A 25,075-nucleotide genomic window follows, 5' to 3' on the forward strand; every position below is an offset into this window, starting at 1 on the left:
TATTTCACCGCCCCTTGTCAATCCGAATCGACCTAATCAGTGCGCGGCCTCCCAGTTCGCCCCGACACCACAGCTGACCGTGAGTGGCACCCGTAACTTCCCGACCTGGCACATCAGGCCCGGCAGGGCGGCGCTCACCTGTTCGACCTCGCCGTCGGGGACTTCGAGCACCAGTTCATCGTGAACCTGCATGATCAGGCGGGCACGGCTGCCTTGCTCGTCCAGCCAGCGCTGGACCGCGACCATCGCCAGCTTGATCAGGTCAGCGGCGGTACCCTGCATGGGCGCATTGATCGCAGCGCGTTCTGCGGCCTGCCGGCGCATGCCGTTCGCTCCGCCGATCTCCGGCAGCCATAGGCGGCGACCAAAGACGGTCTCGACATAGCCCAGTTGCTTGGCCTGGAGCCGGGTGCGCTGCATGTAGTCGGCCACGCCGGGATAGCGGGCGAAGTAGCGGTCCATGTAGGCTTGGGCGGCGGAACGCTCGATGTTGAGCTGACCAGCCAGACCGAAGACCGACATGCCGTAGATCAGGCCGAAGTTGATGACCTTGGCCTGACGGCGCTGCTCGTTGCTGACCAGCCCGGCATCCACGCCAAAGATCTCGGCAGCCGTGGCACGGTGGATGTCCTGCCCCCGTGCGAACGCATCCAGTAGCCCCGGATCGCCGGACAGGTGGGCCATGATGCGCAATTCGATCTGTGAATAATCGGCGGAGATGAGCTTGTGTCCCGCCGGGGCGATGAACGCTTCGCGGATGCGGCGCCCTTCAGCGGTCCGCACCGGGATGTTCTGCAAGTTGGGATCGTTGGAAGAGAGCCTGCCCGTGACCGCCACGGCCTGAGCGTAGTTGGTATGCACCCTACCCGTCGCCGGATTGATCATCAGCGGCAGCTTGTCGGTATAGGTCGATTTGAGTTTGGCCAGGCCACGGTATTCCAGCAACAACTTGGGCAGGGGGTAGTCCAGCGCCAATTCCTGCAACACCTCCTCATCGGTCGAAGGCGTACCGCTCGGTGTCTTCTTCTTGACCGGCAGGCCGAGCTTGTCGAACAGAATCTCCTGGATCTGCTTGGGCGAGTTCAGATTAAACGGCTGCCCCGCCGCCGCATGGGCATGCGATTCAAGGGTGAGCAGCTTTTCGCCCAGCTCGCGGCTCTGGATGCCGAGCAAGCGGCTGTCGAGCAGTACGCCGTTGCGCTCCATGGTCCACAATACCGCGCGCGATGGCAGCTCGATCTCGCGGTAGATGTAAGCCAGTCCGCCCTGCAATTGGGGTGCCAGCTTGTGATGCAGTTGCAGGGTGATGTCGGCATCTTCGGCGGCGTAACGCGTGGCGGTGTCGAGGTCAACCTGGTCGAACCCGATCTGCTTGGCCCCCTTGCCCACCACCTCGGCATAGCTGATGGTCTTGACCCCCAGATGGCGCAGGGCGAGATTGTCCATATCGTGTGGCCGGTGGCTTTCCAGCACATAGGATTGCAGCAAGGTATCGTCCGCCACGCCCGCCAGCCGGACCCCGTGGTTGGCGAGGATATGCTGGTCGTATTTGAGGTTCTGCCCCAGCTTCTTGTGCTCCGGGTTCTCCAGCCACGGCTTGAGTCGCTCCAGGGCAAAGCCGAGATCAAGCTGGGTCGGGGCTCCCGGAAAGTGATGTGCCAGCGGCAGGTAGGCGGCGCGATGTGGCTCGACAGCGAAAGAGATGCCGACCAGACGGGCATTCATCACGTCCAGGCCAGTGGTTTCCGTATCCAGGCACGCCAAGGGAGCCCGGTTCAGTGCATCCAGCCAGAGATCGAGCTGAGCCTCGGTCAGGATGGTTTCGTACTGCCCCGACGCTTCGATCGGCAGCGCGGCCTGCGCACCTTCAGCCTCGGAGGCCGGTACCGCTGCCCGCCCTCTTGATACGGACGCATCCAGCTCGTGCAGCAGGGTCTTCAGGCCGTAGTGTCCGAACAGCTCCTTCAGCCGCAGCTTGTCCTGGTCTTGCCAGACCAGCGCATCGAAACGTGCGGGCAGCGCAACATCGCACTTGACGGTGAGCAAACGTCTAGCTTGCGGCAACCAGTCGAGCACGCTGCGCAGACTCTCTCCGACCACGCCGCCGATCTCGGTCGCGTGAAGCATGACTTGATCCAGCGTACCGAATTGACCCAGCCACTTGAGCGCCGTCTTGGGGCCACATTTGCTCACGCCGGGCACGTTATCGACCGCATCGCCGACCAACGCCAGATAATCCACGATGCGCGCCGGTTCGACACCGAACTTGGCGATGACTCCGGCCTCGTCCAGGACTTCGTTGCTCATGGTGTTGATCAGCATCACCAGCGGGTTGACCAGCTGCGCCAGATCCTTGTCGCCGGTGGAGATGATGCACCGTGACCCGGCCTGTGCCGCTTGCTGCGCCAGCGTGCCGATCACGTCATCGGCCTCGACCCCCTCGACCGCCAGCACGTTCCAGCCTGAGGCCGCGACCATCTGGAGCAGCGGCTCGATCTGGCAACGCAAGTCGTCGGGCATGGCAGGGCGGTGGGCCTTGTAGTCGGGATACCAGTCGTCGCGGAAGGTTTTGCCCTTCGCATCGAACACGCAGGCGCTATAATCCGCCGGGTAGTCGGCCTGCAAGCGCCGCAGCATGTTGAGTACGCCATGGATGGCTCCGGTGGGCTCGCCGCTCGGGCTGCGCAGATCGGGCATGGCGTGGAAAGCGCGATACAGGTAGGAAGAGCCATCCACCAACAACAGTGTTTTCATCGTTAGACCATAGGTTATGAAATGAGCGACCAGTCCAAACTGCCCGTGTCCAAACTGTCGGACATGACCAGCTCGAAAGAGGCATGGCGTGTCTTCGGCATTATGTCAGAATTCGTCGCCGCGACCGAACGACTGAGCGCCATTCAACCTGCTGTCAGTATCTTCGGCAGCGCGCGCACCAAGCCCGATCACGCTTACTACCGCACCACGGAAGAGATCGCGCGCCTGCTGTCGGATGCGGGGTTCGCCGTCATCTCCGGCGGCGGTCCGGGCATCATGGAAGCTGCCAACAAGGGCGCTTTCTACGGGCGCTCGCCCAGCGTGGGGCTGAACATCCAGTTGCCGCACGAGCAGCACACCAATCCGTATCAGAATGTCAGCCACACCTTCCAGCACTTCTTCTCCCGCAAGGTGATGTTCGTCAAGTTTGCCAGTGCCTATGTGGTGATGCCGGGCGGATTCGGCACGCTGGACGAGCTGATGGAGGCGCTGACGCTGGTACAGACAGGCAAGACCCGGCGCATCCCCATCATCCTGGTCGGCAGCAAGTTCTGGGGCGGGATGATGCAGTGGATACGCGACTCGCTGCTGACCGAGGGCATGATCGCTCCCGAAGACATGGATCTGGTGCAACTGATCGACGAGCCCGAGGCTGTGGTCGATGCCATCTTCAAACACTACGAGACCCGTGGCTTCGAGCCTTCCGCCGCCGAACGCGAAATGCAGCTCAACCTCTAGCGGCATCGGCTAAAATACGGGCTAGCATCTATCTAGGAACTACCATGCGTCACTTGATTCCTCTGCTGTTGGCCCTCGGGATGAGCGCCACCGCCCTCGCTGCCGAGCCACGCTCTGCCGATCTGCAGGCGGCGCCACCACCCCCCGCGTTCAATCCGGACGAGCAGTCGCCGGACGCGGAGCCGGAAGTCACCATCAAAAAGGAAGAGAACCAGACCGTCGAGGAATACCGCTCCGGTGGCCGACTTTACATGATCAAGATCACCCCCAAGCACGGCAAACCCTATTATCTGGTGGATGATCGTGGTGACGGCAAGTTCGCCCGCCAGGAATCCCTGGATTCCGGGCTGCGCGTGCCGACCTGGACGATACACCGCTTCTAGCCATGTCCGTTTTCACCCGCGTCACCGAGGCGGAACTCACCGTCTGGCTGAAGGATTATTCTCTGGGGCAACTGCTGGAATTGCAGGGCATTGCCTCGGGTATCGAGAACACCAACTACTTCGTCACCACCAGCAACGGTCGCTTCGTGCTCACCCTGTTCGAGAAGCTGACCGCGCGTGAGCTGCCTTACTACCTGAACCTGATGGCGCATCTGGCACGGCACGGCATCCCTTGCCCGGCTCCCGTAGCCGATCGCCGCGAACGCTTTCTGGGTGAGCTCAACGGCAAGCCTGCCAGCATCGTCAGTCGCCTGTCGGGGAAATCGCTGACTCACCCCGCTGCCGAGCAGTGTGCCGCGATAGGCGCGATGCTGGCGGAGATGCATCTGGCCGGGCAGAGTTTCCCATCCCAGCTCCCCAACCCGCGCGGCCCCGACTGGCGTGCGGAGGCTGCACGCCAAGTGCGCGGCTTCCTGTCAGCAGAAGATGCGGCGCTACTCGACGGCGAGATCGACTTCCACCGTGCGCACCCATTGGACGGATTGCCGCAGGGCGTGATCCACGCCGACCTGTTCCGCGACAACGTGCTGTTCGATGGCCCCCGTGTCGGCGGCCTTATCGACTTCTATTTCGCCTGCAACGACACCCTGCTGTATGACATCGCGATCACGACGAACGACTGGTGCATGGGGCCGGACGGATCACTGGACCCGGTTCGCGCACGCGCGCTGCTGTCGTCCTACAGCGCCATCCGGCCATTCTCGGCAGACGAAGCCAGGCTTTGGCCGATCGCGCTGAGAGTAGCCGCGCTGCGCTTCTGGATCTCAAGACTGTTCGACCTGCACCTGCCGCGCCCGGGTGAAATGATCCACGCGCACGATCCGGAGCAGTTCAAACGCATTCTGCAAAATCACATCGCCAGCGCTGACAACGCCATCTGGCTGGAGTAAACGACCCATGGAAGCACGCAAAGTAACCGCCCTGCACGGCTGGCAATGGATACGCCAAGGCTGGACCCTGTTCCAGAAAAGCCCGGTGCTGTGGGTGGTGTTGGTAGTGATCGGCCTGACCGGATTGATCGCCCTGTCCGCCGTGCCCACGGTGGGCGAACCTTTGGCGACATTACTGTTCCCCGCCCTGCTGGCGGGCTACATGCAGGGCTGCCGGGCACTTGACCGGGGCGAGGAACTGGAGCTAGCGCACTTGTTCGCCGGCTTCCGCCATCACAGCCAGCAGCTGGTCACTCTGGGCGGGATCAACTATGTGGGCCAGTTGCTGATCTTCGGGGTGATGACACTGGCTGGCGGCGCGACCTTGGTCGGCCTGTTCATGAGCGGTAAGCCCATCGACGACCCAGCGTTGGTCGCACAGGCTGTGGCCGGCGCAGGATTCGCGATCCTGCTCGGCTTCACGCTGTTCACCGCCTTGCTGATGGCGGGCCAGTTCGCCCCCATGCTGGTCACCTTCGACCAAGCGGCTGCGATACCCGCACTCAAGGCCAGCTTGAAGGCCTGTCTGGACAACATCGTGCCGATGTCGGTCTACTGCCTGATGCTGTTGCCCTTCGCTCTGGCCGCCTCACTGCCCGCGATGCTGGGCTGGCTAGTGCTGCTCCCTGTGCTGTTCACTTCGCTGTACGCCGCCTACCGCGACCTGTTCGCATCGAGCCAGAACCCGTAACCGATCTCTGCCCCACCCAAACCACGAGGCCGCCCCGATTTCGGAGGCGGCCTCGTCGTTTACTGAGCGTCGGACTCAGGCGCGCTGATACACGTCTTCGAAGCGGACGATGTCATCCTCGCCCAAGTAAGCGCCAGTCTGCACCTCGATCAGGTACAGTGGGGTCTCGCCGATGTTCTCCAGTCGGTGCTTGATGCCGACCGGGATATAGATCGACTCGTTGGCATGCAGCAAGCGGTTAGCCCGACCCACGGTGACCTTGGCATTGCCCGCCACCACGATCCAGTGCTCGGAACGATAGTGGTGCAGTTGCAAGGACAGCTTCTGCCCGGGATTGACCACGATGCGCTTCACCTGGTAATTCTTGCCCAGATCGATGCCCTCGTAATAGCCCCAGGGCCGATAAACGCGGCGATGGACCAGATGCTCGGAGCGCTCGGCCTGCTTCAGATATTCGACCGCCTGCTTGACGTTCTGCGAGAAATCCTTGTGCGCCACCAACACCGCATCCGGCGTCTCGACGATCACCATATCTTCCAGACCGATGGCAGTGACCATGCGGCTCTCGGCGCGGATGTAAGTGTTCTTGGTCTGCGGAGCGAAGATGTCGCCGCGCAGCACATTGCCGTCGGCATCGCCGGGAATGGCTTCCGCCAGAGCATCCCACGAGCCTACATCGTCCCAGCCGATATCGGCGGTGACCATCGCAGCAGAGCGGGTGCGCTCCATCACGGCATAATCGATCGAGTCCGAGGGCGAAGCAGCGAACGCGGCCTCATCGACCCGGCTGAAATCCAGATCGTGCTTGCCACCCCGCCAGGCAGCCTGGGCGGCGGCGTACATCTCGGGGGCGAACTGCTGCAGCTCTTGCAGATAGACTGCAGCCTTGAACACGAACATGCCGCTGTTCCAGAAGAACTGGCCGGAATCCAGAAAACGCTGCGCCGTATCAGCATCCGGTTTTTCCACGAAACGAGCCACGGCATAACTGTCGCCGGACTGACCCAGCGCCTGGCCGCGCTCGATATAACCGAAGCCGGTGGACGGGCTGTCCGGAGTGATCCCGAACGTAACCAGCTTGTCCTGCTGCGCCAACTCCACCGCATGACCGATCGCGGCATGGAAAGCCGCACCGTTCTGGATCAAATGATCGGCAGGCAGAACCAGCAACATGGCATCCTGACTCTGCTCCAGCGCGGCCAGCGCGGCCAGCGCCACTGCGGGAGCCGTATTGCGGCTGACCGGCTCCAGCACCAAGGAGAGGGGCTGAATGTCGATCTCGCGCAACTGCTCGGCGGCGAGAAAACGGTGATCGGCGTTACACACCACTAAAGGAGGAGCCAACTCAGGCACCCCGTTGAGGCGCAACAAAGTCTCCTGAAAGAGCGTCTTATCCGTGACCAACGGCAGGAACTGTTTGGGAAGTGCCGCACGAGACAAGGGCCACAAGCGGGTGCCCGATCCTCCGGACAGAATTACTGGATATATCATCTATATTTGCAACCTTAAATTGGAATAACAACAAACCGGACTTTATCTATGTGTTTTACGTCCACAACTCCCGCCCCTGGGCAGACTCCAACTCAAACTCGCCTCCACGGAGTGATTGTAATACTTCGCATGCTCCCATATAAGCAAAATGTAGTATTTTTCTTACAAATTGTGTCGCAGCGACATCCGCTTACACAGCGGTAAGCTTGGCATACTCCAACGCCAACCATTTGCTGCCGGCGTGCTTGAAGTTGACCTGAACTCTCCCGTCTGAGCCATTTCCCTCCAGACCGGTGATGGTGCCTTCACCAAATTTCTGATGGAACACGCGCTGGCCGGTACGCCAGCCCATATTGACCGAGGCCGGGCGTGGCGCAGCAGGCAGCGATGAAGGCATGGACACGCTGAACGCGGATGGCGTGCGCTGGGTAAGTCGCGGCGACAGCCATTGCAGCAGCTCATCCGGCAATTCGCGCAGAAAACTGGACATCATGTTGTAGTTCACCTGCCCGTGCAGCATCCGGCTCTGCGCGAAGGTGAGATACAAACGGCGACGCGCGCGGGTCAGCGCCACATACATCAGGCGGCGCTCTTCATCCAGCCCGCCGTCCTCGTTCTGGCTGTTCTGGTGCGGGAACAGGCCCTCTTCCAGCCCGGTGATGAACACGCTGTGGAACTCCAAGCCCTTGGCGGCGTGGACGGTCATCAGGTGCAGCGCGTCGCTGCCGGCGTCGGCCTGATGCTCGCCAGCCTCCAGCGTGGCGTGGGTAAGGAAGGCGACCAGGCTGTCGTCCTCGTTCTCATGCACGAACAAAGTCGCGGCGTTGAGCAACTCGTTCAGGTTGTCGATGCGCTCTTGCGCCTCGTGCTTCTTCGCGCCGGTCTCGTTCTGGTAGTTGGCCATCAGGCCGCTGTGCGTCAGCACGTGATCGACGATCTCGGGGAGCGAGAGGGTGGAGCCGGAGGCTCCGGGTACCCCTCGGCCTACCCCTTGCGGGTGGAGTGGCAGGTTCGCGGTGGCGCTGCGCATGGCCTCGATCAACCCGACGAAGCCGGTGACCTTGCCGCCCATGCGTGCCGCCGCGTCATACAGCGTGGTGTTGTATTGCCTGGCCGCTTCTTGCAACTGCTCGATGCTGCGCGCGCCAATGCCGCGCGTGGGGAAGTTGATGACGCGCAGCAGCGAGTTGTCGTCGTCCGGATTCACCAGCAGGCGCAGATAGGCCAGCGCGTGCTTGATCTCCTGCCGCTCGAAGAAGCGCTGGCCGCCGTAGACGCGGTAGCTCACGCCCGCCGCCACCAACGCATGCTCCAGCGCGCGCGACTGAGCGTTGGAGCGATACAGCACCGCCATCTCGGACAGCGCCACGCCCTCGCGGTGCAGGTGACGCACCTCGTCGGCGATGAAACGCGCCTCGTCCATGTCAGTGGGAGCCTCGTACACGCGCAGCGGCTCGCCCTTGTGTTCCGCCGTCCATAGCTCTTTGCCGAGGCGGTTGCGGTTGCGGCTGATGAGCGCGTTGGCAGCATCGAGGATGTTGCCGTGCGAGCGGTAGTTCTGCTCCAGCTTGATGACGCTCTCGACATGAAAGTCGCGCAGCAACTCCTGCATGTTGCCCACATTCGCGCCCCGGAAGGCATAGATCGACTGGTCGTCATCCCCAACAGCGAACAAGGCATTCTCCTGTCCCGCCAACAATTTGAGCCAGCGATACTGCAACGGGTTGGTATCCTGGAACTCGTCCACCAGAATGTGTTTGAAGCGCGCCTGATAATGCTCGCGCAGTAACTGGTTGCGCGACAGCAACTCGTAGCAGCGCAGCAGCAGCTCGGAGAAATCCACCACGCCTTCGCGCTGGCATTGCTCGTCGTAGGCGGCGTACACCTCCACCTTGCGCCGCGAGTACGGATCGTAAGCCTCCACTTCATGGGCGCGCAGACCTTGCTCCTTGTTGCGGCTGATGAAGTTCTGCAACTCGCGCGGCGGATATTTCTCGTCGTCCACGTTGAGCGCCTTCATCACCCGCTTGATGGCGGCTTGCTGGTCGGATGAGTCCAAGATCTGAAAGGTCTGTGGCAGGTTCGCTTCGCGGTAATGCGCCCGCAACATACGGTTGCACAGGCCGTGGAACGTGCCTATCCACATGCTGCGCGTGTTGATCGGGAGCATCGCCGACAAGCGCGTCTGCATCTCTTTCGAGGCTTTGTTGGTAAAGGTCACTGCCAACACGCCGCTGGGCGACACCAGCCCGTTACTGATGAGATAGGCGATGCGCGTGGTCAGCACGCGCGTCTTGCCGCTGCCCGCCCCCGCCAGAATCAAGGCAGAGCGCGCGGGCAACTCGACTGCAGCGCGTTGTTCGGGATTGAGGCCGGAAAGCAAATCCATTTTTAACCTAACAAATGAAATGGGGAATCAGAAACCTGATTCCCCATTCTCGTGAGACGACAGCGATTACTTCTTCTTGTTCTCGATCAGGTCATGGATGATCGGGCCAAGCACCAGTTCCAGAGCGAAGTTCATCTTGCCGCCGGGCACCACCAGAGTGTTGGGACGCGACATGAACGAATCGTGGATCATGGTCAGCATGTACGGGAAGTCCACACCGGTAGGATCGCTGAAGTGCACCACCACAAAGCTCTCGTCCGGTGTCGGGATATCACGGGCGATGAACGGGTTGGAGGTGTCCACGGTCGATACGCGCTGGAAGTTCACGCGGGTACGCGAGAACTGCGGCGTGATGTGGTTGATGTAGTCCGGCATGCGGCGCAGGATGGTGTCCACGGTCGCCTCGGCGGAATAGCCACGTTCGGCCTTGTCACGGGCGATCTTCTGGATCCACTCCAGATTGACGATAGGCACCACACCCACACCCAGATCGACATAGCGCGAAGCATCGATGTCGCCATGCTTGACCAGGCCGTGCAGACCTTCGTAGAACAGGATGTCGGAGCCTTCGCCCACGGTTTCCCACGGTGTGAACTGGCCTGGGCCGAGGTTGGTGCCGAAACGTGCGTTCAGATCCTTGGCTTCTGCATCGCTGTGGATGTAGTAGCGACGGTCACACTTGCCGGTCTCGCCGTAGCTCTTGAACGTCTGTTCGATCTTGTCGAAGTGGTTGGCTTCGGGACCGAAGTGGCTGAAGGAATTGTTGCCCGCCTTGGCGGCCTCGGCGGAAGCAGCGCGAAACGCCATGCGGTCCAGACTGTGCAGGCTGTCGCCCTCAACGACGGCGGCCTCGATCTTTTCGCGGCGGAAGATATTCTCAAAAGCGCGCTTGACTGTAGTCGTACCTGCGCCGGAAGAACCAGTTACAGCGATCACGGGATGCTTGCGGGACATGTGTCTCTCCTGAAGTGTAAAAATTTTTGGCCGATTCTAACAGAATTCTTGCGCCAGAGTGGCCCACTGCGCAACCCTGGCCCCAAGCCGCTATAATGCGCGCTCGCAAACGAAACCGTAATCAAAAGATGCAGCCCAACTATCTCCCCCAAGACATCGAACCCGCCGTGCAGCAGCAATGGGAAGCCGCGCAGACCTTCCTCGCCCCCGATACCAGCGACAAGCCCAAGTATTACTGCCTGTCGATGTTCCCCTACCCCTCCGGCAAGCTGCACATGGGCCACGTGCGCAACTACACCATAGGCGACGTGCTCAGCCGTTACCACCGCATGCAGGGTTACAACGTGATGCAGCCGATGGGCTGGGATGCCTTCGGCCTGCCCGCCGAAAACGCCGCCATGGCCAACAACGTGCCGCCCGCCGCCTGGACCTATTCCAACATCGAATACATGAAGACCCAGCTCAAGTCGCTGGGACTGGGCATAGACTGGTCGCGCGAGGTCAAGACCTGTACGCCGGAGTATTACCGCTGGGAGCAATGGCTGTTCACCCGCTTGTTCGAGAAGGGCATCATCTACAAGAAGCTCTCCACTGTGAACTGGGACCCGGTAGACCACACGGTGCTGGCCAACGAGCAAGTCATCGACGGGCGCGGCTGGCGCTCCGGCGCGCTGGTGGAAAAGCGCGAGATCCCGATGTACTTCTTCCGCATCACCGACTACGCCGAAGAACTGCTGGCCGACCTCGACCAGCTGGACGGCTGGCCCGAGCAAGTCAAAACCATGCAGCGCAACTGGATCGGCAAGAGCACCGGCGTGCGCTTCGCGTTCAAAATCCCCGCAGGGACTCCGTCCCTCTCTCCCGCTGGCGGGAGAGAGCAAGGAGAGAGGGTGGCCGACGATGCCCTCTCCCCCAGCCCCTCTCCCGCCAGCGGGCGAGGGGAGCAAGACTTGCTGTGGGTCTACACCACCCGCGCCGACACCATCATGGGCGTGACCTTCGTCGCCGTCGCTGCCGAGCACCCGCTGGCGCTGCAAGCCGCGCAGGGCAACCCCGAACTGACCGCCTTCATCGAAGAATGCAAGCAGGGCAGCGTCGCCGAGGCGGACCTCGCCACCATGGAAAAGAAGGGCATGGACACCGGCCTCAAAGTCATCCATCCGCTCACTGGCGAGCAAGTGCCGGTGTGGGTCGGCAACTACGTGCTGATGGGCTACGGCGAAGGTGCGGTGATGGCCGTTCCGGCGCACGACGAGCGGGATTTCGGCTTCGCCAAAAAATACGATTTGCCCATCAAGCAGTCCATTCGGGTGGCAGACGAGAGTTTCTCGACCGAAGTCTGGGCAGAATGGTACGGCGACAAGGAGCAGGGCGTCTGCGTCAACTCCGGCAAATACGACGGCCTGAATTATTCCGCCGCTGTGGATGCCATCGCCGCCGACCTGAAAGCGCTGGGCTTGGGCGACAAGCAGGTGCAGTTCCGCCTGCGTGACTGGGGCATCTCGCGCCAGCGCTACTGGGGCTGCCCGATACCCATCATCCACTGCCCGAGTTGCGGCGACGTGCCGGTGCCGGATGCGCAACTGCCGGTGGCGCTGCCGGAAGACGTGGTGCCGGACGGCGCGGGTTCGCCGCTGGCCAAGATGCCGTCGTTTTACGAGTGCACCTGCCCCAAGTGCGGCGGCGCGGCGCGGCGCGAGACCGACACCATGGATACTTTCGTCGAGTCGTCCTGGTACTACGCCCGCTACGCCAGCCCCGGCTGCGATACCGGCTTGGTGGACGAGCGCGCCCACCAGTGGCTGCCGGTGGACCAATACATCGGCGGCATCGAGCACGCCATTTTGCACCTGCTGTACGCGCGCTTTTTCAGCAAGCTGATGCGCGATGTGGGCGTGTTCGGTGAGGTGGGGCGCAAAGCCCCCCACCCCAACCCTCCCCCGGGGGGAGAGGGGGCAAGCGGCGCGCGGAGCGCGTTCCAACCCCTTGACGAGCCGTTCAAGAACCTGCTGACCCAAGGCATGGTGGTCGCGCCGACCTTCTACCGTGAGGGCGAGGGCGGCAAGAAGTTGTGGATCAACCCGGCCGACGTGGATGTGGCGACCGACGAGCGTGGCCGCCCGGTGGGCGCGACGCTGAAGTCTGACGGCCAGCCGGTGGTCATCGGCGGCACCGAGAAGATGTCCAAGTCCAAGAACAACGGCGTGGACCCGCAGGCCATCATCGACCAGTACGGCGCCGACACCGCGCGCCTGTTCATGATGTTCGCCGCGCCGCCCGAACAGCAGCTGGAGTGGTCGGACGCGGGTGTGGAAGGCGCTTACCGCTTCCTGCGCCGGGTGTGGAATTTCGCCGTCGGGCTGGGCGAAAACGCTGCACCGGCCGCGCAACTGTCCGCCGACGATCAGGCGCTGCGCCGCGAGCTCCATCTGGCGTTGAAGCAGGCCAGCTTCGACTTCACCCGCTTCCAGTTCAACACCGTGGTGTCCGCCGCGATGAAGATGCTCAACGCGCTGGAGAAGGCGCGCGCCAGCGCCGACCGGGGCGTACTGACCGAAGGTTGCTCCATCCTGCTGCGCCTGTTGTCGCCCATCACCCCACATATCGCCCAAAGCCTGTGGCAAGAGCTGGGCTACGGCGACGACATCCTCGCCGCCGCTTGGCCGGAGGTGGATGAATCCGCGCTGGTGCAGGACGAGATCGAGCTGATGATCCAGATCAACGGCAAGCTGCGCGGCAGCGTCAAGGTGCCTGCTGGCGCGGACAAAGCCGCCATCGAGCAACTGGCGCTGGCTACCGACACGGTGCAGAAACAGCTCAATGGTGCGGCACCGAAGAAGGTGATCGTGGTACCGGGCCGGCTCGTCAACGTGGTGGCCTGAGATGAGCCTGCGCTGGTGGTTACCTCTGTTCGCCCTGCTGCTCACCGCCTGCGGCTTCCATCTGCGCGGACAAGCCAAGCTGCCGTTCACCTCGCTCTACTTGCAGGTAGCGAATGAATATTCGCCACTGGCGCAAGAGTTGCGCGGCGGTCTGGAGGGTAATGGCATCGCGCTGACCCAAAAGCCGGGTGAGGCGCAAGTGGTGCTGCAGATCATCAGCGAGCTGCCCGAGAAGCGAATCCTCACCTTGGGCGGTGGCGGGCGGGTGCTGGAGTATCAGCTGTTCTACCACGTCTCGCTGCGCATGTACGACCAGCAGCAAAACGACTGGCTGCCTGCGCAAGAGATCACCCTGCACCGCGACTTCCCCTGGGATGACACCCAGGTGTTGGCCAAGCTGCAGGAAGAAGTCATGCTGAACGAGAACATGCGCAGCGACATGGTGCAGCAGATCATCCGTCGCCTGTCGTTCGCCAAACCGCCCGTGCAGGAATGAAGCTGAGCGCTGACAGTCTGCCGCGCCACCTGGCTTCGGGGCTGAAACCACTGTACGTGATCCACGGCGACGCACAGCTGCTGGCGCTGGAGGCAGCAGACAGCATCCGCGCTGCAGCACGGGCAGCGGGCTATGCGGAACGCGACGTGCTCACTGCCGACAAGGACTTCCGTTGGGCGGAACTACGCGACAGCGCGCAAAGCCTCTCTCTGTTCGCCGATCGCAAGGTGATCGACCTGCGCATCCCCAGCGGCAAGCCGGGCACCGAGGGCGGGCAAGCGCTGCAGGAACATTGCGCCCGGCTCACGCCCGATGTGCTGACCCTCATCACCTTGCCGCGACTGGATGGCTCGGGCATGAAGAGCAAGTGGTTCGCCGCGCTGGAGCAGCACGGCGTGACCATCGCCGCCGATGACATCCCGCGCAGCGCACTGCCCGCCTGGATCGCCGGTCGCTTGCAGCGCCACGGCCAATCCGCCGAGCGCGAGACGCTGGAGTTCCTGGCCGACCGCGTGGAAGGCAATCTGCTGGCGGCCTGGCAGGAGATCCAGAAGTTGGCACTGCTCTACCCGGCGGGGGCGCTGAGTTTCGACCAAGTCAAAGATGCCGTGATGGACGTGGCGCGATACGACGTGTTCAAGCTGGCCGAGGCGATGCTGTCCGGCAACGCGGCGCGTTACGCGCGCATCCTGGACGGCTTGCGCGCCGAAGGTACGGCGACGGTGCTGATCCTGTGGGCGCTGACCGAGGAGGTACGCACGCTGGTCAAGCTGCTGGGCGGTATCCAGCGCGGCGACAATCTGGGTTATCTGATGAAGGAGGCGCGGGTGTGGGGCAATCGGCAAGAGTCCGTGGGCCAGGCCGTGCGGCGCATCCGTCTGCCACAGGCCGAGGTGGCCTTGCGCCACGCGGCACGGCTGGACAAGACCATCAAGGGCCTGCGCTCCGGTGATGTTTGGGACGAGCTGCTGCAGCTGGGTCTGCGCTTCGCCAAAACCTGAGCGCGGAGATAGCGTGGAACAGATGCTGATCGTCCTGACCAATCTGCCGGACCACGCCAGCGCCGAACGCCTGGCCGCTGCGCTCATCGCCGACCGTGCCGCCGCCTGCGTCAACATCCTGGCCGAATGCCGTTCGGTCTATCGCTGGAACGGTGCCGTCGAACAGGCAAACGAGGTTCCTCTGCTCATCAAAACCACGCCCGCCGCCTATCCGCGCGTGGAGCAGACGATACGCGAGTTGCATCCCTATGAACTTCCCGAGATCGTGGCGGTCCCTGTCGTCGCAGGCCTGCCCGCTTACCTGGCCTGGGTCGCGCAAGAAACCAACCTGACTACACCATGAAACCATTCAAGTTCTTCGTATCCCTGTGTCTGCTCTGTGCGGCGACTTTCGCCCAGGCCGGCGTGTTCGACCGCATCGGCGGCGGCAAGGCGGCCACCTTCCTGCCCCCCGATCAGGCGTTCGGACTGGAAGTCAGCAGCTGCGACGAACGCACGCTGATTGCCGGTTTCCGCGTCACACCGGGCTATTATCTGTATCGCAACAAAGTGTCGTTTGAACTGGCGGGGGGTAGCGGCAAGCTCGCCCGCATCACGTTGCCGCCCGGCGAGACCAAGGACGACCCCAACTTTGGCAAAATCGAGGTCTATCATCAGTCGTTCCAGGCCAAGCTCGAACTGGAAGGTGCCGACCCCGCGCAGCCCCTGTCTCTGGCGGCAACCTATCAGGGCTGCAGCGAAGATGGCCTGTGCTACCCGCCCATCAACAAAACGGTCACGCTGAATCTGTCGCGCAATGTGTGCGCTGCCCCAGCAACGGCGGCGAGCCAGCCCGCCAGCGAAGATGGCCGCATCGCCCACGTGCTGCAACAAGGCGATTTCTGGCTGGTGATCTCCGTTTTCTTCGGCGCGGGACTGTTGCTGGCCTTCACGCCCTGCGTGTTCCCGATGGTGCCCATCCTGTCCGGCATCATTGTCGGCCACGGCCACAAGATCACGCATCGCCACGCCTTCTTTCTGTCGCTGGCCTACGTGCTGGGCATGGCGCTCACTTACGCGGCTGCCGGTGTGGCGGCAGGCTTGTCGGGCGAGCTGATCTCGAACGCGCTGCAAACGCCCTGGGTGCTGGGCAGCTTCGCGGCGCTGTTCGTGCTCCTGTCGTTGTCGATGTTTGGCCTCTATGAGTTGCAACTGCCTTCCGCCCTGCAAAGCCGGTTGACCGAGACCAGCAACCAGTTACACGGCGGGCATTTCGGCGGCGTGTTCGCCATGGGCGCGCTGTCGGCCATCATCATGAGCCCGTGCGTCGCCGCGCCGATGGCGGGCGCGTTGCTCTACATTGGCAAGACGCACGACGCGCTGCTGGGCGGTTCGGCCCTGTTTGCTCTGGCATTGGGCATGGGCTTGCCGCTGCTGTTGATCGGCACCTCCGCCGGAGCCTTGCTGCCGCGCGCCGGGGCCTGGATGGAGTCGGTCAAGCGCATCTTCGGTGTGCTGATGTTGGCATTGGCGATCTGGATCGTGTCGCCGCTGTTGTCGGTTTCGGTGCAGATGGGTTTATGGGCAGCGCTGCTGATCCTGTCCGCCATGTTCCTGCGGGTGCTGGATGCCTTGCCACCCAACGCTTCCGGCTGGCGTAAACTGTGGCGCGGCGTGGGGGTGTTGATGTTGCTGCTGGGTGCGGCCTATCTGGTCGGGGCTTTATCGGGCGCACGCGACATCTTCCGCCCGCTCGCTGCCCTGGGACACACGTCCGCCGAGGCTCCGGCGAATCTCCCGTTCGTACGGGTGAAGTCACTGGCCGAGCTCGATGCGAGTATCGCCGAGGCGCATGGCAAACGGGTGATGCTGGATTTCTACGCCGACTGGTGCGTGTCGTGCAAAGAGATGGAGCGCTTCACCTTTGCTGACGCGCAGGTTCGCGCCAAATTGAAGGATGTGGTGTTGCTCCAGGCGGATGTGACGGCCAACAATGACGACGACAAGGCGCTGCTCAAGCGCTACAGCTTGTTCGGCCCACCCGCGACTTTGTTCTTCGATACGCAGGGCAAGGAGCTGAGCGACTTCCGTGTGACCGGCTTCCAGAATGCCGAGCTGTTCCTGCGCTCGCTGCAGGCGGTCGGCCTGTAAGGACTCAAGCCAGCGTAGCCAGCGGGGTGAGGCTGGTGGCCTCGGTCAGCAGGAACTGCACAAAAGCCTGTGCCGCCAGCGAAAGTCGCTTGTTCTTGCGGTGAACGATGTGCCAGTTGCGCAGAATGGGAAAACCCTGGACATCGAGCACCCGCAAGCGCGCGGTCTCCAGCTCCAGCTCGATGGCATGCAGGGAAATGATGCCGAGACCGATACCCGCCTGCACGCTTTGCTTGATCGCCTCGTTGGTATCCATCTCCATACTGCGCGGCAACGGTAATCGGTGCTTGGCGAAGTAGCGCTCGATCACCCGGCGCGTACCCGAGCCCTGTTCGCGCAGCAAGAAGGTCTCGCCGACCAGCTCCCCGGGTGTGATCTGGCTGCGCCCAGCCAAGGTGTGGTTGGGCGCAGCGATGATGACCAGCGGGTTCTCCATGAACGGGTGTGCATCCATCTCCCCGTCTTCCGCAGGCAAGCCCATGATGGCGAAATCGGCCAGATTGTCGGTGAGCTCGCGCAGCACCGCATCGCGGTTGGCGACATGCAGGCTGACCTGGATGTTGGCGTGGGTCTGGATGAATTTGGCCAGAAGTTGTGGCATGAAATAATTGGCGGTACTCACCACAGCGATGTTGAGATGGCCTCGCTCCAAACCCCGCATCTCACCCAGCACGGACTCCAACTCCTGCATCTGCTGCATGATGGCGCGGCTGTAGTGCAACAACTCGCGTCCAGCCTCGGTAAGAAACAGCTTCTTTCCGACTTGCTCGAACATGGCCAATCCGCTAATCTGCTCCACCTGCTTGATCTGCATGGAAATGGCAGGCTGTGACAGATACAGTTCGGCAGCAGCGCGCGAGTGACTCAGATGGCGCGCTACACTTTCGAAAACCTGAAGTTGTCGCAGACTCAATGGCAGCATGGTGCGGGATTCTAAACCATAAGCAGATCTTATGGTCCGAATAAAAACATTTGACTGTTATTTATAATGGCAAACCCGTAAAGTTCGCAGCGTAGTAGTTACATTCAACGACAAGAGGAGAACACAATGGATCAATCAAATCGTTACGCAAACCTGAATCTGAAAGAAGCGGACCTGATCGCTGGCGGCAAGCACTTGTTGGTTGCCTACAAGCTGATCCCCGCCAAGGGTTATGGCTTCCTGGAAGTGGCTGCTCACGTTGCAGCTGAATCCTCTACCGGCACCAATGTGGAAGTGTCCACCACCGACGACTTCACCCGTGGTGTTGACGCGCTGGTCTATGAGATCGACGAGACTGCGTTCGGCGACGACCCGGTCAAGGGCGGCGGTTTGATGAAGATCGCTTATCCCGTCGACCTGTTCGACCCTAACCTGATCGATGGCTACTACAACGTTTCCCACATGTGGTCCCTGATTCTGGGTAACAACCAAGGCATGGGCGACCACGTTGGTCTGCGTATGCTGGACTTCCTGGTGCCCGAGTGCATGGTCAAGAAGTTCGATGGCCCGAGCGCTGGCATCGCCGACTTGTGGCGCGTGCTGGGCCGTCCCGAAGTGGATGGCGGCTACATCGCCGGCACCATCATCAAGCCTAAGCTGGGCCTGCGTCCGGATCCGTTCGCCAAGGCATGTTACGACTTCTGGCTGGGCGGCGACTTCATCAAGAACGATGAACCGCAAGCCAACCAAGTGTTCTGCCCGATGGAAGTGGTGATTCCCAAGGTCGTTCAAGCAATGGATAAGGCGCAACAGGAAACCGGCCAAGCCAAACTGTTCTCGGCTAACGTGACTGCTGACTTCCACGGCGAAATGATCAAGCGCGGTGAGTACATCCTCGGCGAGTTTGCCAAGATCGGCTCCGAGAAGCACGTTGCCTTCCTGGTTGACGGCTTCGTGACCGGCCCAGCAGGTGTGACCACCGCCCGCCGCGCGTTCCCGGACACCTTCCTGCACTTCCACCGCGCAGGCCACGGCGCTGTGACTTCCTACAAGTCGCCGATGGGTATGGATCCGCTGTGCTACATGAAGCTCTCCCGTCTGATGGGCGCTTCCGGTATCCATACCGGCACCATGGGCTACGGCAAGATGGAAGGCCACGCCAAGGAAACCGTGCTGGCTTACATGCTGGAACGCGATGAGTGCCAAGGGCCTTACTTCTACCAGAAGTGGTACGGCATGAAGCCGACAGCACCGATCATCTCCGGCGGCATGAACGCGCTGCGTCTGCCAGGCTTCTTCCAGAACCTGGGCCACGGCAACGTGATCAACACCTGCGGCGGCGGCTCCTTCGGCCACATCGACAGCCCGGCAGCCGGTGGTATCTCCCTCGGCCAGGCTTACGAGTGCTGGAAGAGCGGTACCGACCCGATCGAATACGCGAAGACCCACAAGGAATTCGCCCGTGCTTTCGAGTCCTTCCCCAAGGATGCCGACAAGTACTTCGCAGGCTGGCGCGAAAAGCTGGGCGTACACAAGTAAGCGTAGCCCGGTAATATCGAAGCAACGAAAATGCGCCCCCACACGATGGGGGCGTTTTTTTCCCAAGATTCCAGCCCTCACCGTTGCCGGTGCGGGGCTTGAGCAGGACAAGCGCGGCATCGACCCGCGTTGCCTTGCTCTATCAATGCACATCACTTGATGTGGGAGACTCAGGAGTTAGCGATGACAAACAAGAACCAATACACTGTGGGCAAGGAACCGTTCTATCAGGCCCAGGGCGATGAAGTGAAACTGTACGAGGCCGCTTACGCCGCCCGTCTGCCGGTGATGGTGAAAGGCCCGACCGGCTGCGGCAAATCGCGCTTCATTGAATACATGGCCTGGAAGCTCAACAAGCCACTGATCACGGTGGCGTGTAACGAAGACATGACCGCTTCCGACCTGGTCGGGCGCTATCTGTTGGATGCCAACGGCACCCGCTGGCTGGACGGCCCGCTGACCACGGCAGCGCGCATCGGTGCGATCTGTTATCTGGACGAAGTGGTGGAAGCGCGTCAGGACACCACCGTGGTGATCCACCCGCTGACCGACCACCGCCGCACCCTGCCGCTGGACAAAAAGGGCGAGCTGATCGAAGCCCACCCTGACTTCCAGTTGGTCATCTCTTACAACCCCGGCTACCAGAACCTGATGAAGGATCTGAAGCAATCCACCAAACAGCGCTTCACCGCATTCGAGTTCGATTACCCCGATGCCGCGCTCGAATCGGCGATCCTGGCCAAGGAAACCGGGCTGGATGCGGCGGTGTGCGACAAGCTGGTGCAAATCGGCCAAGCCGCGCGCAACCTCAAGGGACATGGCCTGGATGAAGGCATCTCGACCCGTTTGCTGGTCTATGCGGCCACGTTGATCCGGAATGGCGTGGATGCCAAGGCGGCTTGCCGCATGGCGCTGGTGCGTCCGATCACCGACGATGCCGACATCCGCGACACGCTCGATCACGCGATCGATGCTTCGTTCGCCTGAGATCAGAACGGAAACCGGCAGGAGGTGAAGTGATGACGGATGTGGTGGCGGAAAGAACCGAAGAGGCGGCTAGGTATTGGGAGCAACTGGGTTGCCGGTTCTCCCAGGTCAATGCCGTCTTTGACGAGTGCATCAAGGAAGCCCAGGCGCTGCTGTCGAAAGCGGGCCTAGCAGCCTATATCGAGAATGCCCGCATCATCGGCAAGATGGGGCGTGGCGCGGAACCATTGCTGGTCTATCTGGAAGAGGCGCCCAGCGTAGCCAGCATCGTCGGGGAGCATGCGCTGATCACTCTGCGCGAATTCTCCGAGTACATGTCCACGCATACCAACTTCAAGGCGATCGTGCCGTTCCTGCAAACCAGCGGGGCCATCGCACGCCGTTTGCACGACGACAAGATGTTCCGCCGCTACATCGAGATCGTCCGCGACATGATGGATCGCACCTCTGGCTCGATCCACGGTCACCACACGACCTTCGCCAGTCCCGGGTTGCCCGACCTGCTCAAACAATCGCCCAAGCTGTTGAGCGTCCTGTCCTTGCAGGGATTCCAGAACTGGATCGAGTACGGCATCAAGTACTACAACAATCATCCTGAGCGACAGGAGGAGTATTTCCGCCTGGAATCCGCCGATGCCATTGCGGTGATGCAACGCGAGCGGCATGGCACCTTGCTGGTGGACAACGAGCGCAAACTGGATGCCTACATCCGCGCACTTTGGAACGACAGCGACTACCTCATCCCGTATTCCGTCGCCTTCGCCAGCCTGCGCAAGGCTATGCCTTATTACACCGACGACGGCATCCGCTTGCCCGATGTCTATGACGATCTCAATGGCGTGTCGGGCATAGACCGTTACCGCGCTGCGTTGGCTCACATGGCCGCGCATCGTCGCTGGTCGCAACAGATGATCGTGGACAACTGGAGCCCGTTCCAGCGCGCCAGCGTCGAGGTATTCGAAGACTCCCGCGTGGAATATCTGGCCTGCCAGAAATATCCGGGTCTGCGCAAGTTGTTCTTGGCACTGCACCCTGTTCCCCGAGAGGAAGACCTTCAGCTCGAAGAACAGGGCATCTCGGTGTTCCGGTTGCGGCTCGCCATGCTGTCGCGCGCCATTCTCGATCCGGACTACGCCTACCAGAACGAGCATGTCCGTGAGTTCGTCAGACGCTTCCATGAATTGATGGCGACAGGCGCATCGACCAGCGCAGCGATGGCTTCGATCGCCCTGGCGTTCATCGCGCGCACACGCGGCCAGCGCGACCTGTCGGCCCAAATGTATTTCGACAATACCGAGGTGGACTACCGCGACGATAACCGTCACTTGTGGATCTACATCGAAGAGAGCGACGAAGACGAGATGTTCGAGCATCTCGACAAGCGCCAGAGCACGGAAGCGGAGTTGCACGCGCTGCCTCCCCGTCACTACGACGAGTGGGATTACAACGCACAGAACTATCGTCCGGACTGGGTGAGCGTGTATGAAGCGCTGCATCCGCGCGGCAATCCGGCGATGATCGACGCTCTGCTGACCAAGCATGCCAAACTGACCAAGCGCCTGAAAGCGATGCTGGAGTTGCTCAAGCCACAGGATAAGGTTCGCATCCGCTATCAGGAGGAAGGCTCGGAGCTCGATCTGGATGTCGCCATCCGCTCCTTGATCGACTACAAGAGCGGCAGTTCGCCCGACCCGCGCATCAACATGTCGCATCGCACCGATGGCCGCAGTTTCGCCATCACCTTGCTGCTTGACCTGTCGCAGTCGCTAGGCGAGAAGGCCGCTGGCAGCAACCAGACCATCCTCGAACTCAGTCAGGAGGCCGTTTCCTTGCTGGCCTGGTCGGTGCAGCAGGTTGGTGATTCGTTCGCTATCGGCGGTTTCCACTCCAACACCCGCCACGATGTGCGTTACTACCATCTGAAGGGCTTCAAGGAGCCTTGGGGTGATGAGGTCAAATCGCGCCTGGCGGCGATGCAGGCAGGCTACTCCACCCGCATGGGTGCGGCGGTACGCCACGCCGGTCACTATCTGAAAACGCAACAGGCGGACAAGAAGCTGCTGCTGATCCTCACCGACGGTCAGCCGTCCGACGTGGATACCAAGGACGACAATTTGCTGATCGCCGACGCGCGTCAGGCAGTGAAGGAGTTGGATCAGGATGGAATCTATAGTTACTGCATCAACCTCGACCCCAAGGCTGACGAGTATGTGGCAGACATCTTCGGCAAGCAGTACACGGTGATCGATAATGTTGCCCGCTTGCCGGAACAGCTGCCTCAGCTATTCATCTCGCTGACCAAATGAATCAGCCCGCGTCTGCGGGCTGATCCGGATCACTCTTCCAACAGGCTGCGCAGCATCCACGCATTCTTTTCGTGGATCTGCATCCGCTGGGTGAGGATGTCGGCGGTCGGCTGATCGTTTGCCTTATCCACCACCGGGAACATGGCACGGGCCGTGCGCACCACGGTCTCCTGTCCGGCGATAAGCTGGCGGATCATTTCCTTGGCGTTGGGTGCACCCTCGCTGTCGGCAATACGAGTCAGCGCAGCAAACTCGCGATACGTACCCGGTGCAGGAAAACCTAGCGCACGAATACGCTCGGCCAGCAGATCGACCGCCAGCCATTGCTCGTTGTACATATCCATGAACAACAGATGCAAAGTTTGGAACATCGGTCCGGTCACGTTCCAGTGGTAGTTGTGAGTCTTCAGGTAAAGCGTGTACGTATCCGCCAGCAAATGCTTCAAGCCGTCGGCGATCTCGGCACGCTGTTTGTCGGAAAGCCCGATATCGATATGAGCCAAGTTGATCTTTTTGCTTGCCATGATGCCCTCCATGAGAAAGACCGGGGATGCTCGCTACAGCCAATCTTGAGCGACCGCCGAGCAGCAGCCCCCGTGCCGTATCCTAGCACGACCAAACAAACTCGCAACGCCACACACTGAACGAACGCTTGACGGCCCCCCAGTAATGCGCTCTACTTACCCCACTATAGAAGATGGGGTAAAAAACCCACACTAATAGGGGATGTTGGCACTCGGGTCGACATGTGCATCCCGCGCACTCAGTTAGCTGCCGGGGCAGGGGAAGCGACATGATGGGAGTCCCTTTGGAATCGAGGAGAGTACATTTGCCCAGGCAAATCACGCGAAATAGACCGCTCCAACTGATCTACGGCATCGTTCTCGCCCTGAGTCCGCTCGCCGCAGATACCGCTGAAGTGATCGTTCACCGGGAAGTAAGCACGGCCACACTGACCGTAAGCATGGCTCGCGCCATGTTCGGCATGCGGCAGAACAAATGGCCGGATGGTACGCCATTGAAAGTGTTCGTATTACCCGATGCGCATCCCCTGCACAAGGCATTGTGCAGGGAGGTCTTAGATGTTTTCCCCTACCAGTTACGGCAATCCTGGGATCGGCAGGTGTATTCCGGTACCGGTCAAGCGCCAACTGAGTTGACTTCCGAAGAACAGATGATCAGCCAAGTGTCCGCGACACCGGGCGCGATCGGCTATGTCAAGAAAGCGAGTAACTCCGATGCGGTACGCATTGTCCCTGTACATTAGCACCTTGTTAGTCTCAGCCAGCGCTCTGGCCGAGGGGCTCCCTGAGAACATACAGGTCCACGGCTTTGTCAGTCAGTCAGCCGCCTGGACCAACCACAACCAAGTCGGCGGTAACCAGCCGGGCAAAGTCGGCACAGATCTACACGAAATCGGCGGCAACCTGTCCTGGCGCCCGGATGCGGACTGGCTGGTATCAGGCCAATTACTGTCCCGCCTCGCGGGGGCCAGCGACAACGGGAACGTACGTGTCGACTACGCCTTCGTCGATCACACCTTGCTCGAATTCGAAGGGCAGCGGGTAGGAGTACGGGTCGGCAAGATCAAGATCCCCTTCGGTTTCTACAACACCACTCGCGATGTGGCACACACCCGTCCCGGCGTGATACCGCCACAGTCCATCTATTACGACCAACTGCGCAGTTCTTTCCTAGCCGCCCCGGGCATGGCCGTGTACGGGGACGGCGAGATGACCAGCGGAGGCCTGCATTGGCAAGTCAGCATCATCCGTCCGGAGATCAATGACCGCAATCTGACCATCCTCATGGTCGACCAGCAACCCGGACACTTCAATGGCCTGCCCTCTATACTCGGTCAGGCGATCTATGACTTCGATGGCGGGCGCTGGCGCACCGGCCTGACGATGAGCAACATGAAGATGCAGTACCAGCCGGGCGTGGGGGATTTTCTGCATGCGGGCCACATCACCCTGAACACGGGTGTATTGTCGCTGGAGCGTAACAGTGAAGAGTGGACTCACACGGTCGAATACGCGCTCACTCACCAGATCCGCAATGGATTCAACGTGCCATTTGCTCCTATTCTGGACATGGGCACTACGATCGAGGCCGCTTACTTCCAGACTCAATGGCGCTTCGTGCAGCAGTGGCAGGCCCTGGCCCGCTTCGACATGCTGTATCTGAACAGCCGTGACCGTAACGGTCTGCAGTTTGCTGCCGCGACCGGGATGCCCGCAGCGCAGCGCTATGCCCGCGACTGGACCTTGGGATTGCGTTTCGACCCCAGCAAGGACTGGTCGCTGTTCGCCGAATGGCACCGTGTCAGCGGGGCAGCCTGGCTATCGAAGCTCGACAACCCTCCTGCCGCACTGGCGACCCCGTGGAACATGCTGCTGCTGCAAGCCGCGTGGCGGTTCTAG

The 25,075-nt window shown here is 61.3% G+C and carries 20 protein-coding genes; 14 read left to right on the top strand and 6 right to left on the bottom strand.

Annotated features, from left to right (window positions below):
- Nucleotides 1-36: 36 nt before the first annotated feature.
- Complete coding sequence (gene polA / locus DM08_RS03130) at nt 37-2,754, bottom strand: DNA polymerase I (RefSeq protein WP_035383170.1); 2,718 nt, start codon at nt 2,752-2,754, stop codon at nt 37-39.
- A 21-nt stretch (nt 2,755-2,775) separates the two neighbouring features.
- On the opposite strand from polA, the gene DM08_RS03135 reads away from it, so the two are divergent.
- From DM08_RS03135 to DM08_RS03150, 4 genes are read left to right on the top strand one after another with little or no spacing between them, the layout of a single operon-like run.
- Nucleotides 2,776-3,492 carry an LOG family protein gene (locus tag DM08_RS03135; RefSeq protein WP_035383171.1) on the top strand — a complete coding sequence of 239 codons (717 nt, stop codon included), beginning with the start codon at nt 2,776-2,778 and terminating at the stop codon, nt 3,490-3,492.
- A gap of 44 nt (nt 3,493-3,536) precedes the next feature.
- Nucleotides 3,537-3,875, top strand: coding sequence for a DUF2782 domain-containing protein (locus DM08_RS03140; protein ID WP_035383172.1), 339 nt, complete (start codon nt 3,537-3,539; stop codon nt 3,873-3,875).
- A gap of 2 nt (nt 3,876-3,877) precedes the next feature.
- Nucleotides 3,878-4,825 (top strand): homoserine kinase, encoded by a 948-nt coding sequence (locus tag DM08_RS03145; protein WP_035383173.1) that lies wholly within the window; start codon nt 3,878-3,880, stop codon nt 4,823-4,825.
- Nucleotides 4,826-4,832: 7 nt separating this feature from the next.
- The gene (locus DM08_RS03150) at nt 4,833-5,555 is read left to right on the top strand and encodes a BPSS1780 family membrane protein (protein WP_035383174.1); all 723 of its coding nucleotides are present in this window, start codon (nt 4,833-4,835) and stop codon (nt 5,553-5,555) included.
- Nucleotides 5,556-5,630: 75 nt separating this feature from the next.
- Here DM08_RS03150 and DM08_RS03155 read toward each other — a convergent pair whose 3' ends face one another.
- The 3 genes from DM08_RS03155 to DM08_RS03165 all read right to left on the bottom strand — a co-directional run bounded on the left by DM08_RS03155 (nt 5,631) and on the right by DM08_RS03165 (nt 10,389).
- Entirely contained in the window at nt 5,631-7,046 is a 1,416-nt protein-coding gene (locus tag DM08_RS03155) for a mannose-1-phosphate guanylyltransferase/mannose-6-phosphate isomerase (RefSeq protein WP_035383175.1), read from the bottom strand.
- Between the two features lie 190 nt (nt 7,047-7,236).
- Complete coding sequence (locus DM08_RS03160) at nt 7,237-9,435, bottom strand: UvrD-helicase domain-containing protein (protein ID WP_035383176.1); 2,199 nt, start codon at nt 9,433-9,435, stop codon at nt 7,237-7,239.
- Between the two features lie 66 nt (nt 9,436-9,501).
- Nucleotides 9,502-10,389 carry a phosphoribulokinase gene (locus tag DM08_RS03165; protein WP_035383177.1) on the bottom strand — a complete coding sequence of 296 codons (888 nt, stop codon included), beginning with the start codon at nt 10,387-10,389 and terminating at the stop codon, nt 9,502-9,504.
- 128 nt (nt 10,390-10,517) lie between these two features.
- Here DM08_RS03165 and leuS point away from each other — a divergent pair, with 128 nt between their 5' ends.
- From leuS to dsbD, 5 genes are read left to right on the top strand one after another with little or no spacing between them, the layout of a single operon-like run.
- A complete protein-coding gene (gene leuS / locus DM08_RS03170; protein ID WP_035383178.1) occupies nt 10,518-13,271 on the top strand; it encodes a leucine--tRNA ligase in 2,754 nt (917 codons plus the stop codon).
- A 1-nt stretch (nt 13,272) separates the two neighbouring features.
- Nucleotides 13,273-13,767, top strand: coding sequence for an LPS-assembly lipoprotein LptE (lptE, locus tag DM08_RS03175; RefSeq protein ID WP_035383179.1), 495 nt, complete (start codon nt 13,273-13,275; stop codon nt 13,765-13,767).
- Nucleotides 13,764-14,768: a DNA polymerase III subunit delta gene (gene holA / locus DM08_RS03180; protein WP_035383180.1), complete on the top strand. Its 1,005-nt coding sequence runs from the start codon at nt 13,764-13,766 to the stop codon at nt 14,766-14,768. The genes lptE and holA overlap by 4 nt, the downstream gene beginning before the upstream one ends.
- Nucleotides 14,769-14,790: 22 nt before the next feature.
- Nucleotides 14,791-15,111, top strand: coding sequence for a divalent-cation tolerance protein CutA (cutA, locus tag DM08_RS03185; protein ID WP_035383405.1), 321 nt, complete (start codon nt 14,791-14,793; stop codon nt 15,109-15,111).
- Nucleotides 15,108-16,898, top strand: a complete 1,791-nt coding sequence (gene dsbD, locus DM08_RS03190) for a protein-disulfide reductase DsbD (RefSeq protein WP_035383181.1) — start codon at nt 15,108-15,110, stop codon at nt 16,896-16,898. Before cutA ends, dsbD begins: the two co-directional genes overlap by 4 nt.
- A gap of 4 nt (nt 16,899-16,902) precedes the next feature.
- On the opposite strand, the gene DM08_RS03195 is transcribed toward dsbD, so the two are convergent.
- Nucleotides 16,903-17,820: a LysR substrate-binding domain-containing protein gene (locus tag DM08_RS03195; RefSeq protein ID WP_035383182.1), complete on the bottom strand. Its 918-nt coding sequence runs from the start codon at nt 17,818-17,820 to the stop codon at nt 16,903-16,905.
- 126 nt (nt 17,821-17,946) lie between these two features.
- On the opposite strand from DM08_RS03195, the gene DM08_RS03200 reads away from it, so the two are divergent.
- The 3 genes from DM08_RS03200 to DM08_RS03210 all read left to right on the top strand — a co-directional run bounded on the left by DM08_RS03200 (nt 17,947) and on the right by DM08_RS03210 (nt 22,652).
- A complete protein-coding gene (locus DM08_RS03200; RefSeq protein ID WP_035383183.1) occupies nt 17,947-19,359 on the top strand; it encodes a ribulose-bisphosphate carboxylase in 1,413 nt (470 codons plus the stop codon).
- 183 nt (nt 19,360-19,542) lie between these two features.
- Complete coding sequence (locus DM08_RS03205; protein ID WP_035383184.1) at nt 19,543-20,346, top strand: CbbQ/NirQ/NorQ/GpvN family protein; 804 nt, start codon at nt 19,543-19,545, stop codon at nt 20,344-20,346.
- A gap of 32 nt (nt 20,347-20,378) precedes the next feature.
- The gene (locus DM08_RS03210; RefSeq protein ID WP_035383185.1) at nt 20,379-22,652 is read left to right on the top strand and encodes a nitric oxide reductase activation protein NorD; all 2,274 of its coding nucleotides are present in this window, start codon (nt 20,379-20,381) and stop codon (nt 22,650-22,652) included.
- 29 nt (nt 22,653-22,681) lie between these two features.
- Here DM08_RS03210 and DM08_RS03215 read toward each other — a convergent pair whose 3' ends face one another.
- Nucleotides 22,682-23,176, bottom strand: coding sequence for a Dps family protein (locus DM08_RS03215; protein ID WP_035383186.1), 495 nt, complete (start codon nt 23,174-23,176; stop codon nt 22,682-22,684).
- A gap of 305 nt (nt 23,177-23,481) precedes the next feature.
- Here DM08_RS03215 and DM08_RS03220 point away from each other — a divergent pair, with 305 nt between their 5' ends.
- Nucleotides 23,482-23,919, top strand: coding sequence for a hypothetical protein (locus DM08_RS03220; protein ID WP_237560206.1), 438 nt, complete (start codon nt 23,482-23,484; stop codon nt 23,917-23,919).
- Nucleotides 23,891-25,075, top strand: a complete 1,185-nt coding sequence (locus tag DM08_RS03225) for a hypothetical protein (RefSeq protein WP_237560207.1) — start codon at nt 23,891-23,893, stop codon at nt 25,073-25,075. Before DM08_RS03220 ends, DM08_RS03225 begins: the two co-directional genes overlap by 29 nt.

The sequence above is a fragment of the Ferriphaselus sp. R-1 genome, from assembly GCF_000746095.1.
GTDB lineage: Bacteria > Pseudomonadota > Gammaproteobacteria > Burkholderiales > Gallionellaceae > Ferriphaselus.